This window comes from Streptomyces rimosus, assembly GCF_008704655.1.
GTDB lineage: Bacteria > Actinomycetota > Actinomycetes > Streptomycetales > Streptomycetaceae > Streptomyces > Streptomyces rimosus.
Window position 1 is genome coordinate 6,158,653 of sequence record NZ_CP023688.1, and the last position, 15,402, is coordinate 6,174,054.

At 70.6% G+C, this 15,402-nt stretch carries 15 protein-coding genes; 9 read left to right on the plus strand and 6 right to left on the minus strand.

What is annotated here, in order from left to right; genetic code table 11:
• The first annotated feature begins 7 nt into the window (after nucleotides 1–7).
• Both CP984_RS26640 and CP984_RS26645 read left to right on the plus strand, forming a co-directional pair.
• A complete protein-coding gene (locus CP984_RS26640) occupies nucleotides 8–895 on the plus strand; it encodes a helix-turn-helix domain-containing protein (protein ID WP_003982429.1) in 888 nt (295 codons plus the stop codon).
• Nucleotides 892–1,089 carry a DUF397 domain-containing protein gene (locus tag CP984_RS26645; protein ID WP_003982430.1) on the plus strand — a complete coding sequence of 66 codons (198 nt, stop codon included), beginning with the start codon at nucleotides 892–894 and terminating at the stop codon, nucleotides 1,087–1,089. Before CP984_RS26640 ends, CP984_RS26645 begins: the two co-directional genes overlap by 4 nt.
• Nucleotides 1,090–1,092: 3 nt before the next feature.
• Here the strand turns inward: CP984_RS26645 and CP984_RS26650 are convergent, their stop codons facing one another.
• Nucleotides 1,093–1,725 (minus strand): SUKH-4 family immunity protein, encoded by a 633-nt coding sequence (locus CP984_RS26650; protein ID WP_003982431.1) that lies wholly within the window; start codon nucleotides 1,723–1,725, stop codon nucleotides 1,093–1,095.
• A gap of 89 nt (nucleotides 1,726–1,814) precedes the next feature.
• On the opposite strand from CP984_RS26650, the gene CP984_RS26655 reads away from it, so the two are divergent.
• Nucleotides 1,815–2,132: a hypothetical protein gene (locus tag CP984_RS26655; protein WP_003982432.1), complete on the plus strand. Its 318-nt coding sequence runs from the start codon at nucleotides 1,815–1,817 to the stop codon at nucleotides 2,130–2,132.
• A 20-nt stretch (nucleotides 2,133–2,152) separates the two neighbouring features.
• Here CP984_RS26655 and CP984_RS26660 read toward each other — a convergent pair whose 3' ends face one another.
• From CP984_RS26660 to CP984_RS26670, 3 genes are read right to left on the minus strand one after another with little or no spacing between them, the layout of a single operon-like run.
• The gene (locus CP984_RS26660; protein ID WP_003982433.1) at nucleotides 2,153–4,267 is read right to left on the minus strand and encodes a xanthine dehydrogenase family protein molybdopterin-binding subunit; all 2,115 of its coding nucleotides are present in this window, start codon (nucleotides 4,265–4,267) and stop codon (nucleotides 2,153–2,155) included.
• Nucleotides 4,264–5,280 (minus strand): FAD binding domain-containing protein, encoded by a 1,017-nt coding sequence (locus tag CP984_RS26665; protein WP_003982434.1) that lies wholly within the window; start codon nucleotides 5,278–5,280, stop codon nucleotides 4,264–4,266. The genes CP984_RS26660 and CP984_RS26665 overlap by 4 nt, the downstream gene beginning before the upstream one ends.
• Nucleotides 5,277–5,810 (minus strand): (2Fe-2S)-binding protein, encoded by a 534-nt coding sequence (locus tag CP984_RS26670; protein ID WP_003982435.1) that lies wholly within the window; start codon nucleotides 5,808–5,810, stop codon nucleotides 5,277–5,279. The genes CP984_RS26665 and CP984_RS26670 overlap by 4 nt, the downstream gene beginning before the upstream one ends.
• Before the next feature lie 211 nt (nucleotides 5,811–6,021).
• Here CP984_RS26670 and CP984_RS26675 point away from each other — a divergent pair, with 211 nt between their 5' ends.
• The 5 genes from CP984_RS26675 to CP984_RS26695 are packed head-to-tail and all read left to right on the plus strand — an operon-like array spanning nucleotide 6,022 to nucleotide 9,873.
• The gene (locus tag CP984_RS26675; RefSeq protein WP_003982436.1) at nucleotides 6,022–7,860 is read left to right on the plus strand and encodes a YwqJ-related putative deaminase; all 1,839 of its coding nucleotides are present in this window, start codon (nucleotides 6,022–6,024) and stop codon (nucleotides 7,858–7,860) included.
• Between the two features lie 27 nt (nucleotides 7,861–7,887).
• The gene (locus tag CP984_RS26680; protein WP_003982437.1) at nucleotides 7,888–8,349 is read left to right on the plus strand and encodes an SUKH-3 domain-containing protein; all 462 of its coding nucleotides are present in this window, start codon (nucleotides 7,888–7,890) and stop codon (nucleotides 8,347–8,349) included.
• Between the two features lie 4 nt (nucleotides 8,350–8,353).
• Nucleotides 8,354–8,743 (plus strand): YwqJ-related putative deaminase, encoded by a 390-nt coding sequence (locus CP984_RS26685; RefSeq protein WP_003982438.1) that lies wholly within the window; start codon nucleotides 8,354–8,356, stop codon nucleotides 8,741–8,743.
• Nucleotides 8,744–8,747: 4 nt separating this feature from the next.
• Nucleotides 8,748–9,338: an SUKH-3 domain-containing protein gene (locus CP984_RS26690; RefSeq protein ID WP_003982439.1), complete on the plus strand. Its 591-nt coding sequence runs from the start codon at nucleotides 8,748–8,750 to the stop codon at nucleotides 9,336–9,338.
• Nucleotides 9,339–9,369: 31 nt separating this feature from the next.
• Nucleotides 9,370–9,873, plus strand: a complete 504-nt coding sequence (locus CP984_RS26695) for a hypothetical protein (protein ID WP_003982440.1) — start codon at nucleotides 9,370–9,372, stop codon at nucleotides 9,871–9,873.
• Between the two features lie 86 nt (nucleotides 9,874–9,959).
• Here the strand turns inward: CP984_RS26695 and CP984_RS26700 are convergent, their stop codons facing one another.
• The gene (locus CP984_RS26700) at nucleotides 9,960–11,030 is read right to left on the minus strand and encodes a mechanosensitive ion channel family protein (protein ID WP_003982441.1); all 1,071 of its coding nucleotides are present in this window, start codon (nucleotides 11,028–11,030) and stop codon (nucleotides 9,960–9,962) included.
• Nucleotides 11,031–11,307: 277 nt separating this feature from the next.
• On the opposite strand from CP984_RS26700, the gene CP984_RS26705 reads away from it, so the two are divergent.
• Nucleotides 11,308–11,844: an HNH endonuclease gene (locus CP984_RS26705; protein WP_003982442.1), complete on the plus strand. Its 537-nt coding sequence runs from the start codon at nucleotides 11,308–11,310 to the stop codon at nucleotides 11,842–11,844.
• Nucleotides 11,845–11,922: 78 nt separating this feature from the next.
• Here the strand turns inward: CP984_RS26705 and CP984_RS26710 are convergent, their stop codons facing one another.
• Entirely contained in the window at nucleotides 11,923–15,066 is a 3,144-nt protein-coding gene (locus CP984_RS26710; RefSeq protein WP_226048838.1) for a beta-N-acetylglucosaminidase domain-containing protein, read from the minus strand.
• Between the last annotated feature and the right edge of the window lie 336 nt (nucleotides 15,067–15,402).

Consider the following 15,402-nt stretch of genomic DNA (forward strand, 5'->3'; position numbering starts at 1 on the left):
AGGTTGCATGTCCGCACGACGCTCCACCGTTCAGCCGTCCACCGTCCTGGGCCGGCAGCTGGGTGATGAGCTGAGGCAGTACCGGGAAGCTGCCGGGCTGTCCACCTCAGCCGCTGCCGAAGCGCTCGACTGCACCAAGGCGAAGATCAGTCGTATCGAAAACGGCCGCGTGCCGGTGCGGGTCCCCGACTTGATGGCTCTGCTGCACACGTACGGCGTCGGTGACGGGCAAGTCCTGGAGCGGCTCACCACTCTCGCCCGCTCCGCCAATCGTCGGCGCCGTGAGGGCTGGTGGAACCAGTACGGGCCCGTCCTGGAGGACACGTACCGTGACTACATCGCCCTTGAGGCCGTGTCTGACAGCATCAGGACCTACCAGAGCCAGCTGATCCCCGGTTTGCTGCAGACACCCGCGTACGCGCGGGCTGTCACCGTGGCCTCGAAAGCCTGGCAAACGCCCGATGAGATCGAGCAGTTCGTCAAAGTGCGCGCTGCCCGTCAGGAACGGTTGACCGCTGACCAGCCCTTGTCCGTCTGGGCCGTCATGGCAGAGGGCGTACTGCACCAACGGGTGGGCGGCGCCGACGTGATGCGGGCCCAGTTGGAACACCTGGTAACCATGACCGGGCTGGCGAACGTGACGGTTCAAGTCCTCCCGTTCTCGCGTGGCGCTCATGGAGGTATGTTCGGTCCGTATCTGCTGCTGAGCTTTCCGCAGGTGTCGGCCCTGGACGTCGTACTCATGGAGCACCCCACCGGTCACATCTGGCTGGAGCAGGAGCCGGAGGTCGCGCGCTACCGTGATCTCTTCGACGATGCCCGTACGTCGGCCCTCTCGCCGGCGGAGTCAGCGGCCCGGATCGAACGCATCATCTCCAAGGAGTACCGAGCATGAACGTCACGGGTGTCACCTGGCGCAAGAGCACCCACAGCGGCGGCCAAGGCGAATGCCTGGAAATAGCCGACGGCCTCCCGACCGGCTCACCCGTACCCGTACGTGACAGCAAGCGCCCCGACGGCCCCCACCTCCTCTTCCCCGCCCCCGCCTGGTCAGCCTTCATCGCCTCCGTGAAAGCGGCCCGCAGCTGACGGCTACTGGTCCTCCAGCCACTGGAATATCTCCTCCCAGAACCGGCACCCCTCCACCGGCTCTATTTCGTCGATCAGTTCGCGGAGCTCGTGCAGGGCCGCCTCGTGGTCATCTCCGAAGAGCCGGTTCTCGTAGGACGCCAGCAGGCCCAGTGCCCCCGCGAGCAGCGGCAGGCTGTCGGCCACGTGGCCCGCGTATCCGGCCGCGTGGTCCCAGCCGTTGGGGTCGTACAGGGAGATGCTGCCGGTGTTGCCCATGAGCATCAGGGAGTAGTTCAGCGACTCGCCCATGCCGTAGGCGTACGACTTCGGCGGGGAGTCGTCGTCCGGGTAGCGGTTGCCGAACAGTTCGTCCGGGTCTTCGGCCCAGGGGCCTTCCTGGGCCAGGTCGGTGGAGTCGTAGTCCACGAAGCCGAGGTGGACGGACGGGAATCCGACCTCGGTGAGGAACGTACGGGTTTCCGCGTGTTCCAGTCGCTCGGGGAGCTCGCCCTCCGTGGGCCGCCACAGCGCCCCGACCCCGAATATCGACTCCAGCCACTCCGCCGTCGGCTCCAGGGCCGCGGCCAGCAGTGCCTCCCGATCCGCGGCGGCAGCGCCCGCCTGCCGTCCCGTTTCCGTCGCCGTCCCGCTCATCGGTCAGCCCCCGTACTTCCCTCGTCCGTCACCGGTCCGTCGTGCTGAAAACAGTGAACCGCACGGCACTGACAACCGATCATGGATGCATGGGCAGCGGTGGGCGTGGGTTCGGCATGGAGGTGTCCCCGCAGGTCGAGGAGTACCTGTGGGAGATCGCCGAGGAGATGGCGGAACGATTCGGCATATCGCGGGCGGAGGCTGTGGCGCGTATCGGCTATGAGTGGGGTGACACAGCCTTCGAGCCCGAGAACGACCTGATCTTTCACGAGCTGCCTGAGTACTGGGCCCATGTGCTCGGTTGCGAGAGGACGGCCGCCTCCTGCTGGGGTGCGGCCGAACCCGGCCCCCACTGTCAGCTACGTGCCGCCCCGCCCGCCACGGCCCGCCCCCGGCCGCTCCCCTGACCGCGGGCCAGGCCGGTCCCTCACCCGGCCCCCATCCCGCCTAGCACCTTGTCCAACGTCACCGGCACCTCCCGCACCCGCACCCCCGTCGCATGGCGGACCGCGTTGACGACGGCCGCCGCCGTACCCGTGATGCCGATCTCGCCGATGCCCTTGATGCCCAGAGGGTTGACGTACGGGTCGTCCTCGTCGATCCAGTGGGCCTCGATCCGGTGGACGTCCGCGTTGGCCGTGACGTGGTAGTTCGCCAGGTCGTGGTTGACGAGGAGGCCGTAGCGCGGGTCGGTGACGGTTTCCTCGTGGAGGGCCATGGACAGGCCCATCGTCATGCCGCCGATCAGCTGGGAACGGGCGGTGCGCGGGTTGATGATGCGGCCGGCCGCGAAGACGCCGAGGAGGCGCGGTACGCGGATCTCGCCGGTGTCGGCGTCCACCCGTACCTCGACGAACTGGGCGCCGAACGCGTGCATGGCGAAGCGTTCGGCGTGCGGGTTGCCGGGGGTCTCGGCCTGCGCGTGGTCGCCGGGGGACGGGTCGTGCCCATGGCGCTTACGGAAGGTCTGCGCAGCCGCCACGATCGCCGAGCCCCACATCGCCGTACCGGCGGAGCCGCCCGCGACGGTCGCCTTGGGGAGCGCGGTATCGCCGATGCGCAGTTCGACGGCGTCGAGGGGGACGTCCAGCCGGTCCGCGGCGATCTGGGCGAGTACGGTCCAGGCACCGGTGCCCAGGTCGGCCGCGGCGATGTCCACCCGGTAGCGGCCTTCGCCCACGTACTCGACGGCCGCGACCGAGCCGGGCACGCGGTTGACCGGGTAGGCCGACGAGGCGACGCCCGTACCGACCAGCCAGCGGCCGTCCCGCCGTACTCCGGGACGCGGATCACGGTCCTGCCAGCCGAAGCGGCGGGCGCCTTCGTTCAGGCACGCCACCAGGTTGCGGCTGGAGAAGGGCTTGCCGGACTCCGGGTCCACCGGCGCGTCGTTGCGGATGCGCAGCTCGACGGGGTCCATGCCGAGGCGTTCGGCGAGTTCGTCCATGGCGACCTCGGGTCCGAACATGCCGGGGCACTCGCCAGGTGCCCGCATCCAGGACGGCACCGGCACGTCCAGGTGCGCCAGCCGGTGGGTGGTCCGCCGGTGCTGCGCCGCGTACATGGTCCGCGTCGGGTTGGCGGACTGTTCGGCGAACTCCTTGATGCGCGAGGTCTGCTCGACGGCTTCCATGCCAATGCCGGTCAGTCGCCCGTCGGCCCCGGCCGCGAGGCGTACCCGCTGGTACGTGGGGGTGCGGTAGCCGACGAGGGTGAACATCTGCTGCCGGGTCAGCGCGAACTTCACCGGCCGCCCGGGCACCGCGCGCGCCGCCAGCGCGGCGAGTACGGCATGGGCGTGCGGCTCGCCCTTCGAGCCGAAGCCGCCGCCGACGTACGGGCAGATCATGTGCACACGGGCGCGGTCGAGGCCGAACACCTCGGCCAGGGTGTCGCGGTGCCCGTGCACACTCTGGGACGAGTCGTACAGCGTCAGCTCGTCGCCCTGCCACACGGCGATCGTCGCGTGCGGCTCCATAGGGTTGCAGTGGGTCATCGCGGTCACGTACGTCTCGTCCAGCGTCACCGCGTCCGGGTCCGCCGCGGCCGCCTCCATGGCGGCTTCCAGATCGCCCAGCATGCTGTCGGTTTCCGCACCGCCGTTGGCCGACTCGGGCCGGTACAGCTCGTTCTCGTCCGGTTTCAGCTCGGATTCGTGCGGCTCGGTGGCGTAAGTGATCCGTACGAGTGAGGCCGCATGCCGCGCCGTCTCGGGCGTCCCGGCGACCACCGCCGCCACGATCTGCCCGCGGAACGCCACCTCGGGCTCCTGGAGGATCGCCAGTTCCGCGTCCTCCGTGGACGCCAGCCGCTCGGCGTTCTCGTACGTCAGTACGGTGATGACGCCGTCCTCCTGGAGCGCGGCCCCGGTATCGACGGCCGTGATGCGGCCACGCGGGATGGAGGACAGGACGGCGTGGGCGTAGCAGGGGTTGTCCACGGGGTGTTCGAAGGCGTACGGGGCCCTGCCGGCCACTTTGGCCCGGGCGTCCGCGCGTTCGATGTCCGCGCCGACGGCCCGGCTCTCGGATGTGCTCGTCATCGTGTCCCCTCCAGGCGGCCCGGAGCCTCCGGTACGAGATCACGTACGACGGCGGCCAGCGTGTTGTGGACGAGTGGGATCTTGAACGCGTTGTCCCGCAGCGGATGGGCGTCGGCCGTCTCGGCGTCGGCCGCCGTCCGGCAGTTCTCCTCGGTGGCCGGCAGCCCGCGCAGGGCCTGTTCGGCACGCTCGGCCCGCCACGGCTTGTGCGCGATCCCGCCCAGCGCGATCCGCGCCTCCCGTACGGTGCGGACGTCGTCCTCCAGGTCGAGGGCCACGGCCACGGAGACCAGCGCGAAGGCGTACGAGGCGCGGTCGCGCACCTTGCGGTAGCGGGAGCGGGCCGCCCACGGCAGGGCGGGCAGCTCGACGGCGGTGATCAGCTCGCCGTGCCGGAGCACGGTGTCGCGGTGCGGCGCGTCGCCGGGCAGCCGGTGGAAATCGGTGACCGGGATACGGCGCTCGCCGTCCGGGCCCAGGGTCACGACCACGGCCTCCAGGGCGGCCATCGCCACCGCCATGTCGGAGGGGTGCACGGCCACGCAGTGCGAGGACGCCCCCAGGATGGCGTGATAGCGGGTCCAGCCCTCCAGGGCGGCGCATCCGGAGCCGGGGTCGCGCTTGTTGCACGGGGTGCTGGGGTCCTGGAAATAGGCGCAGCGGGTGCGCTGGAGGAGGTTGCCGCCGGTGGTCGCGAGGTTGCGCAGCTGCCCGGACGCGCCGGAGAGCAGGGCCTGGGAGAGCACGGGGTAGCGGGCGCGTACGGCGGGGTGCGCGGCCAGATCGGCGTTACGGACGTTCGCGCCCACCCGCAGGCCGCCGCCGTCCAGCTCCGTCACCTCGTCCAGGGGCAGCCGGCTGACGTCGACCAGCAGGTCGGGGGAGGTGATGCCGAGCTTCAGGTGATCGACGAGATTGGTGCCGGCGCCGAGGAACGCGGCCCCCGGGTGCGCCGCCACGGTCGCCACCGCGTGCGCGGCATCGGTGGCACGCTCGTACCGGAACGGCTTCACCGGCCTGCTCCCTCGGCCTCGGCGGCGGCAGCGACCGCCGGAACGATGTTCACATACGCCCCGCACCGGCACAGATTGCCGCTCATCCGCTCGGCGATCTCCGCGTGATCGAGGCGCTCGGGCGCGATGTCGCCTTCCGCGCCCACCTCGGTGACCACACTCGGCCACCCCTGCGCCGCCTCCCGCAGCACCCCCACCGCGGAACACACCTGGCCCGGTGTGCAGTACCCGCACTGCAGCGCGTCATGATCCACGAAAGCCTGCTGTACGGGATGCAGTTCGCCGTCCGTACCCAGCCCCTCCGCCGTGACGATCTCCGCCCCGTCGTACGCCACGGCCAGCGCCAGACACGTCGTCGCCCGCCGCCCGTCCAGCAGCACGGTGCACGACCCGCACTGCCCGTGATCACACCCCTTCTTCGGACTGGTGATCCCCAGCCGCTCCCGCAACGCGTCCAGCACGGTGGTCCGCGTATCCACCACGACCTCGTACTCCTGCCCGTCCACGCGCAGCCTGATCTCGGTCTCCATGGTGAAGCGAGTCACCGGGGGAGGGGGTGGTAAACGGGGGCATGTGGGTGATGGGGGCGGGCGGTGTGGGACGGGGGTGATGTGCCGATGGCTGGGGGACTTGCCGAAGAAGTCGGCTCATTACCTCCTTGAAGAACCGTTTGCGCTGGTGGCAGCGTCCTCCGGACTGTTACCAGGGTGTCGGTTGTGCTTGTCGGGGGGCGGGGTTCGTATGGGTGTGGTGCTGCCGGGGTGGGCGGATGAGCTGCTCGATCTGATCGGGGTCTCCTGGCCGAATGTCGACGAGGACGATTACCGCGAGATGGCGACGGCGATGCGGGAGTTCGCCGGTGACATCAACGACGGCGCGAGCCAGGCCCATGAGGCGGTCCAGGCGCTGGTCTCCTCGGCGGGAGGTGGTCAGGCGGCCGAGGCGCTGAACGCCCACTGGAGCAAGATCAACGGTACGCACCTGACAAAGCTCGCCCAGTGCGGCGAGCTGGCCGCCACCGCGCTGGACGGGGTGGCCGTCCTCATCGAGGGCGCGAAGATCGGCGCGATCGTGCAGCTGGGCATTCTCGCCGCCGAGGTCATCGCCGCTCAGGCCGCCGCGCCCTTCACCCTGGGCCTGTCGGAAGTCGGTGCGCTGGGCGCCACCCAGGTCACCCGCGTCATCGTCAAACGCCTCTTCAAAGAGGTCTGCCAGCAGGTCGCCGAGCAGGTCGTCAGCATCGCCCTGACCCCCGTCGAGGAGGCGCTCGGCGCGATGGTCGGCGACCTGGTCGTCCAGCTCGGCGCCAACGCACTGGGCGTCAAGGACGGCGTCGACCTGGGCCAGACCGCCAAGGCGGGCAAGGAGGGCTTCGCGCAGGGCGTCCAGGGCGCCAAGGATGCCGCCAAGTCCGCCGCGGACAATCCGATGCAGCTGCTCAGCGCGGGCGGTGACGGAGGCGGGGGAGGTACGGGAGGCGGCTCCGGGGCCGGTGGCGGCTTCACCTTCGACCACGACGCCCACGACAAAGCCATCACCGGACTGCACGGCGCCGGCGGCCACTTCCGCCACGCCGCCGGCGGCAAGATCGGCCGCGCCAAGCGCCACCACGGCCGCACCCGCGGCAAGGACGCCATCGCCGACGCGGCGAACGTAGTGGTCGACAAGGTCATCGACGGTCTTGAGGACGCCACCAAGAAGACGGTCAAACACCTCGACGACAACATGACCCGTGGCATCAAACAGATGGCCAAGAATCACAAGGAGAACGACGAGAAGCTGTCCAGCCACTTCGCAGGGCTGGGCAAGGGCGGGAAGAAGGAGCCGAAGGGGCCCAAGGGAGGGAACGCCGGCGGGGGCGGCGGGGGAGGGCGCCCGCCGGGCGGGGGAAAGACCGGAGGAAACGGGGACGGTGCACGTGACCCGTGGTGGCACGGCCACAGCGCCGACCAAATGCGGCATCACCGCGGAGAGCCCGTCGATGTCTCGGACCAGGACCGGCCGACTCAGCTGAACCGATTGGAGGAAGAAGCCGTCAAGTTGGCTGACGAGGCCAAGGACAATAACCACGTGAACAATACCGTTCCGGGCAAGGATTACCGAAAGAGTGGCTGCTCGGGGAGCCTCCTGCACGATGGCGTCATCACGTCGCACACCAGCTCGGTGCGGCGGAATGCTTCACGCAGCAAGAAGGAAATCGATTCAGGCGTACCGGCGCCTGAGCCGCAAACCGAGCCGCGAGCACACCCGGTGGTCCAGGGCGTTCTCGACGACATCAAAAGAGACTCGACGGCGAAGGGGGAGCCCCTCGGATCCGGGCATGGTAAATGCGCCGAGGTCTCTCTCATCTCGGACCGTCTGCATCAAATGGATCCGGACGGTACTAGGATCAGGACACCCGAGGATGCCCGCAGAGCCCTCGCCGGCGGAGTCGTTCACACGCGCCAGATAGGGGACCTGGTAGTGAGGGACAAGGAGACCGGCGAGAAGGTCACCCAGCTCAGGCACGGGGACTACAAGCCTCCGTGCGCGTCCTGCGCACCCATGCTGGACGCGCTCGGAGTCGCCGCGCACAAGTGACCGTCGCAGAGGCAGGAGGCAGGACGTATGGCAGGCGGGTTTTCGCGAGCCGATGTGCAGGAATGGCTGGAGCAAAGCGGCTGGTTCCCGGGAAGGGACGTGACGGAGAAAGTCGCGGAATTCATCGACGATGCCGTCAGGCAATCAGAGGAGCAAGGATTCCCTGCGCCGCCGATTGCTGCGGCTGTGGAGTTTCTGCGTACCTACGGTCTGCTTGAACTGAGGCACCCGCGTGACGGTGACAAGACACTCGATGTAAACCCCACCGGCGGCTACGAAGGTGATTTCGCGGAGATCGATGAACTCGCCCGCGATATGGGCAGCGGGCTCTTCCGCGTCGGATACGATCTGCCGGAAGGCGGCATCATCCTTATGGACGAGAACGGCCGCTTCATTTACCACCACTGGTCCGGAACCTATCTCATGGGTGCTGATTTCCATGAAGCCCTGGCGAACTGGCTGACGGGCGACTTTCAGGAGTTGAGTTAACGCAATGTCCGATTTTGTCCCCGGTGCGGCCTCCTCGCTGCTCGTACAGGGGAAGATTTACAGCCACACCAACCTCAGTGGCGACGGTGAGCCGAACCTGCACCCGGCCGTCCGGGATTTCTTTGCCCACCTTCCGGTGGAGGCGCGGGAACCCTTTCTTGGCTACTGCGCCGAGTCCGCACTCGTATCCGACCAGTTGTGGGGCCTCGACACGGAGCGCCCCGGGCGGGAGCCGGTCTCCTTGGACGAGGCTCTTCCGCACTTCGCGGGAGCCGCGATGGTGTCCAAAATGATCCGTGAGGAGGGGGATCCGGACCACGGGCAGTCGACCACGCCGTGTGCGGCCTGCCAGGCCCTGCTCGACCGGCTGAACATCGAGTTCATCGGAGCTTGACGGCATGAGCGACCGGACGGATCGCGCGGTGCGCAGCGCGCTCGCGGTACTCGGCGACGCGGGATGGTCGCCGACGCGCGACGCGGGGCCATCCGCGTTTCAAGCCATGCTGGAGACCGTGAATACGGTCAGCCCCGGGAGCGGCGCGCCCTGGGAGCTTTTTCCGGCTGCGGAACGAGCCGTGCGCCAATTCCACGGGCTGGACGTGTTGCTTCACGGCCCCGGCCTGACCTGCGGCCTGCGGGGTTTTTTCCTCGACCCCCGCGAAGGACGCTTCGCGTCGGCCACGATGCACAGCTTCGGGAAACGGATCGGCAGCCGGGTCTTCCCGCTGGGATCGCACGGGGACGCATCCCTTCTGGCAGTGGACGAGCAGAGCCGTCTCTTCATGGTCAACCACGGGGGCTGGTGGTACCTCGGTGATTCGGTGCTCGCCGGGCTGGCCGTGCTGATCGAGGGACGGTGGCCGGAGCGGGTGCGTGAGGACGGGACATGGGAGCCGGTGGAGCCGGAGTCGTCGGAGCGCGCAGTGGCAGAGGCTGAGACGGGCGGGAACGCAGGAATCGCAGCTGAAGTGCACAGTGTCTTCGGGTGATCCCCGCGCAGCAGGAAGGGCCGCGAAGCCCATGAGCACCGACATCGGACTGGCGCCGCCCCGCGGTATCACCGGCTTTCCGCTCGGCGCGGCTGCAGGGGCCGTCGAACGGACAGCCGCGGAGTGGGGGTGTCGGGTCAAGGTCCAGGATGAGGGCGCGGCGGACCCTGTCCGTTATATGAAGGTCACCGCTCTGCACGAGCAGTTCGAGATTGTTTTTCACTGCGAGGACGGCAGGACGCTCACCGCGGCGGAGGTATGGATACCGCGTCCGGGGCCCGAGGAGATCACCGTGCGTTTCCGGGGGGTCGATGTCTTCCGTACTCCCGCCCGGCGGCTTCTCGATCACCTGCGGGAAATGAGTTCCACTGTCCTGGACGAGACCCTCTACGCGTATGTGCCTCACCTCTCTCTGGGCTTTACGCGCGTCGCGGGCCATGGGGTTCCGCTGGACAGCGACGGGGAGCCGTTGTACTTCCAGGCTGTGCTCACCGGCCCGGCCGGTTACTACGACTTCATGGTGGCAGAGGGCTGAGGCTCGGGAGCGGCGCGCCTTTCCCCGCCACATGACGCCGCCCCGAACCGGAAACGGGCTCGGGGCGGAGTGGTGTTCCGTATCGCCTACTTACTCAAATTAGGCGCCGGAATAGGCGCAGCCGCCAACGACTGCGGCGACGTCGGGCTTGCCAGGGCCGATGGTGCGGCCACCGCGGCGCTGGGGTCCGGGGTCGTGGGCTCGTCGGTCAGGGGGGTGGTGGGGCGGGGGGCCAGGGTTATGCCTTCGGTGTCCAGGGCCTTCTTTATGCGCCAGCGGAGTTCGCGTTCTATGCCCAGGGCCTTGCCGGGCATCGTTTTGGCGGAGACGCTGATCGTGACGGAGTCGAGGTGGACCTCGCTGAGGCCGAGGACCTCGACCGGTTCCCAGAGCTGTTCGTTCCAGGGTTCGGCCTTGGACATCTCCTCGCCGACGGCCGTGATGACCTGGCGGGCGCGGTCCAGGTCCTGGTTCGGGGCGATCATGACGTCGACGGTGGCGGTGGACCAGCCCTGGCTGAGGTTGCCGATGCGCTTGACCTCGCCGTTGCGTATGTACCAGATGGCGCCGTTCGGGCCGCGCAGCTTGGTGACGCGCAGGCCGACCTCGACGACCGTACCGGTGGCCACGCCCGCGTCGATCTCGTCGCCGACGCCGTACTGGTCCTCCAGGATCATGAAGACGCCGGAGAGGAAGTCGGTGACGAGGTTGCGGGCGCCGAAGCCGATGGCGACGCCCGCGACGCCAGCGCTGGCCAGCAGCGGCGCCAGGTTGATCTTCAGGACGGACAGCACCGTGAGCGCGGCGGTGCCCATGATGACGAAGGAGGCGACGCTGCGCAGTACCGAGCCGATGGCCTCGGAGCGCTGCCGGCGGCGCTCGGCGTTGACCAGGAACCCGCCCAGCGCGGTGCCTTGGGCGGCCGTCGCGGTGCGGTTCATCCGCTCTATGAGTTTGGTGATCGTGCGCCGGATCACATGCCGCAGGATGACGGCGATGACGATGATCAGCGCGATCTGCAGGGCGGAGGTGAGCCAGGTCGCCCAGTTCTCCTCCACCCATCCGGCGGCGTTGGTGGCCTTCTCCGTGGCGTCGTCGAGCGACGCGCGGCGGTGCGGGCCGGGCGTCGCGGCGGCTGGGGAAGCGGACCAGAACACAGCAGGGACCTCCGTGTGGGACAGCAGACCAGGGTCGGGACGGACCGTGACCCGGGCAGACCAACCACACTAACGGGGCAACGGGGGCGGTCCGCGCCGGTGTTCGAGAGTGACCGGACCAATGGCGGGACTTTTTGGGGGGAAGTAAAGGCGTGTGGTCGAAAACACCTCGGACCCGTTACCCGGTGATGGTGGCGCCGCGACCAGGCACCGGGGGACACTGTGGAGAGATCGTCCCGGCGCGAGCCACGCGCCGCCGGCGTACAAGGAGGCACCCGTGCCGCATGTCCTGGTCCTCAACGCGTCGTACGAGCCGCTCGGCGTCGTACCGCTCCGCCGCGCGCTCATCCTCGTCCTCAATGAAAAGGCCGTGAGCCTTGAGGAGTCCGGCGCCCTGATGCACAGCGCGACCCGTGTGATGCCCGCCCCGAGTGTGGTCCGCCTCAAGCGGTTCGTGCGGGTGCCCTTTCGCGGTCCCGTCCCCCTGACCCGTCGAGCCCTGTTCGCCCGTGACGGCGGACGCTGCATGTACTGCGGTGGCGTCGCAACCAGCGTCGACCACGTCGTCCCGCGCAGTCGCGGCGGCCAGCACACCTGGGAGAACGTGGTCGCCGCCTGCCGCCGTTGCAACCACGTCAAGGCCGACCGGCATGTCGCCGAGATCGGCTGGCGGCTGCGGCATCAGCCCGCCCCGCCGTCCGGCCTGGCCTGGCGGATCATCGGTACGGGGCATAGGGACCCCCGTTGGCTGCCATATCTGCAGCCGTACGGGGCGGACGACGCGCTGGCCCGGATCGATGCCGTATCGGCATAGGTCCGGGTTTTTGCATGGCGGGGCTTTCCCGGCCGGGCCCGGACCTCGTCCGGGCCCGGGCTCCGGGGCGCGCGTCGTCTACCGTCCGCCGCCCGGCCACTGCCCGTCGGCTGACGGGGCGCCACCGGACGCGTCTCCGGTGGACCCGGGCCGGGCGGGCGTGCCGGGCCGGGAGTTGCCCGGTGGCCGGGGCGGCTCCGGCTTCCGCTGGTCCGTGCCCTTCACCGCGTACGCCTCCACGCTCCACAGCGAGTAGCCGAAGCGGGTGGCCCGCTTGTCGCCCTGGATACGGACGTAGCGGGTGTCCTCGGCGTCCATGCGGACGGTTTCGCGGCCGCCCTTGCCGTCGCGGACGGTGGCCGCCGTGCGCCAGGTGACGCCGTCCGCGGAGACCTGCACGCGGTAGGCGGCGGCGTGCGCCTCCTGCCAGGTGAGGACGAGGCGGCCGAGGCGGACGGGGCGCGGCAGTTCGAGCTGGAGCCAGGCGTCGTCCTGGGCGGGGGAGGACCAGCGGGTCTTCGGGTCGCCGTCGGTGGCAGCGGTGGCCGGGAACTCGGGCGCCTCGTCGCCGGAGGAGGTGGCCGTGGCGCCGCGGGCCAGGTCGGGCCCCGCGGTGGGCGGATAGGTGCGCAGGGTCAGCGTCTGCTTCTGGTCGCCGTAGGTCACCGGGATCTCGTACGTGCCGGACCGCGCGTCCTTGGGGACCGTGATCTGGATACGGACGGTGGCCGTGCCGCCGCGCGGGGCGGTGACGTGCTCCGGCGCCCGTACGGTGAAGCCCTTGGGTGCCTTGGCGGTGAGCTTGCCCTCCACGTCGGCGGGGCGCCGGGAGAAGATCAGGGCGTCCACGGAGGCGGTGCCGCCGGTGTCGGCGTCGAGGGTGTCCCGGGACAGTTCCAGGCCCGCCGCCGGGGTGTCGGCGAACCACGGGGTGAAGGAGTGGACGGACGGCGGGGCGGTGCCGTCCTTCCAGGCCAGCCGGATCGCGTCGGCCTTCAGTCCGCGCGCCTCGGTCTGCGTCCAGCCGGTGTCGGACAGGCCGCCGAGGCGGCGCCAGCCCTCGCCGGGTACGTGCGCCTCCACGGAGACGGCGGCCGAGGTCGGGCTCGGTTCGGTGAGCGCGGTGACCGCGGTCAGCGGGCGGGGGCGGCCGAACGGGACGGACAGGGAGGTCGGGTCGGCGCCCTCCTGGGGCTGTGGCGTGGTGTCGGAGCGGGCGCCGGTCTCGGAGGCGGCACCGGTCCAGGCGTCGGACTCGGTCATCGCACGGTCGAGGAAGGGCCCGAGAACGCCCTTTCCGACCGTCGCCGGACTCTTCTTGATCTTCTTGCGCAGGTCCTGCACGGCGCGCTGCGCGGACCACGCGGCGGCGCCGTCCCCACGGGCCTGCGCCACCAGCATGTCCACGGCACGCTCGCCCGCCGAGCCGTAGCGGGCCAATTGGCGGGCCCAGGGACGTACTTCGTCGGCCAGGGCGGGAGCGAGCCGCTCCGGGGCGCCGCTCATCGTGTGGAAGGCGGCCCGCAGCCGGGCGGCGGCCTGGGTGTAGCGCTCGTCGTCGTCCCGGTCGCCGCTGTTGGTGGCGGCGGCGCGGGTCTTCCAGAACGTCTCGATCAGCGGCCTGAGATACGCGGACTCGTCGGTGCCGAGGACCGAGGAGGCGTCGTTGCCGGCCAGCGCGTGCAGCGCGGCGCGGGAGGCGGCGTCGCCGCCCGCCAGGTCGTCGACGGCGGCCTGCCAGGACGCGCCGGGCCGGTAGCCGCGCGGGTTCCAGGCGAAGTCGGCGGCGGTGAACAGCGCGACGCGGGACGCGGTGGGCTGCGCCATGGCGTTGGCCAGCAGGGCGGTGGAGCCGGTGGCGACGGCGGGTTCGCGGCCCGTGTAGGGGCCGAGGAAAATACGGTCCTGCGCATAGTCGTTGACCGGATAGTTGTCCATCGTGACCATCGGATGACCGAACGCCTGGCGGGCCTTGCTCAGTTCGGCGCCCGTGATGGTGCGCGGGACGACGCCGACGCCGGTCCACGCGACCTCGACCCGGTCGGAGAGCGCGGCGGCGAGCGCGTCCCGGTAGGCGGTCGAGCCGTCCTGGTAGTACTCGGTCGGCATGAGGGAGAGCGGCGCCGCGCCGGGGTACTTCTCGGCGAGGTGTTCGGCGAGCGCGTCCGCCACCTTCGCGTGCGCCTTGGCGGCGGCCTCCGGGCCGGAGCCGAACGTGTCGGCGTCCGCGTCGCAGTGCCACTCGCTGTAGCTGACGTCCTGGAACTGGAGCTGGAAGGCGCGCACGCCCAGCGCCCACATCGCGTCCACCTTGCGGCGCAGCGCCTTGATGTCGTCCTCGGAGGACATGCACATGGCCTGGCCGGGGGAGACGGCCCAGGCCAGCGTGACGTGGTTGGCGCGGGCCCGCTCGGCCAGCGCCCGGAAGTCGTCGCGCTGCGCCGCGGGGTAGGGCTCACGCCAGCGGAACTGGCGGTACGGGTCGTCGCCGGGCGCGTAGAGGTAGCGGTTCTGCTTCGTACGGCCCATGAAGTCGAGCTGGTCCAGGCGCTGCTGCGGGGTCCAGGGCTGGCCGAAGAAGCCCTCGGTCATGCCGCGGACGGCGGTGCCCGGCCAGTCGCGGACGACCGCGGGGGCCAGCTCCTTGCCGCCGTCCCCCTTTTCGCGGCCCCCGGACGAGCGGTCCACGATGAGCTGCCGCAGGGTCTGTACGGCGTGGAAGAGGCCGTCCGGGCCGACGCCGTCCAGCGCGACGGTGTCCCGGCCCGCGGCCTCACCGACCGCGAGGCGGTAGCCGCCGGACGGCAGGTCGCCGCGGGCGGGCGCGCGCAGAGCCTTCAGCGCGGTCTCCGCGTCCGCGCCGCCGAGGCGGAAGACCGGGCCGTCGCCCGGCGGCTGCTGCCCCGGGGCGACATCGTGGACCGTACGGACCCCGGCGTCGCGCAGCAGGGCGCGCAGCGCCTCCAGGGCGTACGGGTCGGCGTCCGGCGCGGCGACGATGGCGGCCTCGTCGCCCAGCCGTACGGCGGTGCCGCCCGCGCGCATCGACTGCGGCCGCGGCCACACGGCGGGCAACTGCCCGGCGGACGTGGTCCGGCCGTCGTTCTGTCCGGGCAGGTCCGGCGTGCCGACGACCGGGTCGGCGGGCGCCGCGTGGGCGGGGACGGTGCCGGCGAGCAGCCCGCCGATCACCGCGGCGGCCAGGGCGGTGGCCCCGGCCACGCGCGTGCGGGCCCGCGCCCGTACGGAACCGAGGCGGCCGATGCTGCCGGTGCCGATGCTGGTGGGGCCGGTGGGGCAGGAGCCGTCGGCCGGGTCCGTACGGTACGCACCGCCGTCCATGGGAGCGCCCGGCCGCGCACGCGCGCGGTCATCCCCGGCGCCGCCCGGCCGCGTACCGCCGCTCCCGGCCCCCTCGCCCTGCCTGCCGACCTCTCCGGCGTCCCGAACGCCGTTCCGGACTCGCACGGTCACTCCTCAGTCCCCGTATTCCTACTCACCGGACGACCGGTGTCCGCACCGGCCGCCCGCTGCCCGGCCGCCCCGCGGCCGCGCGCC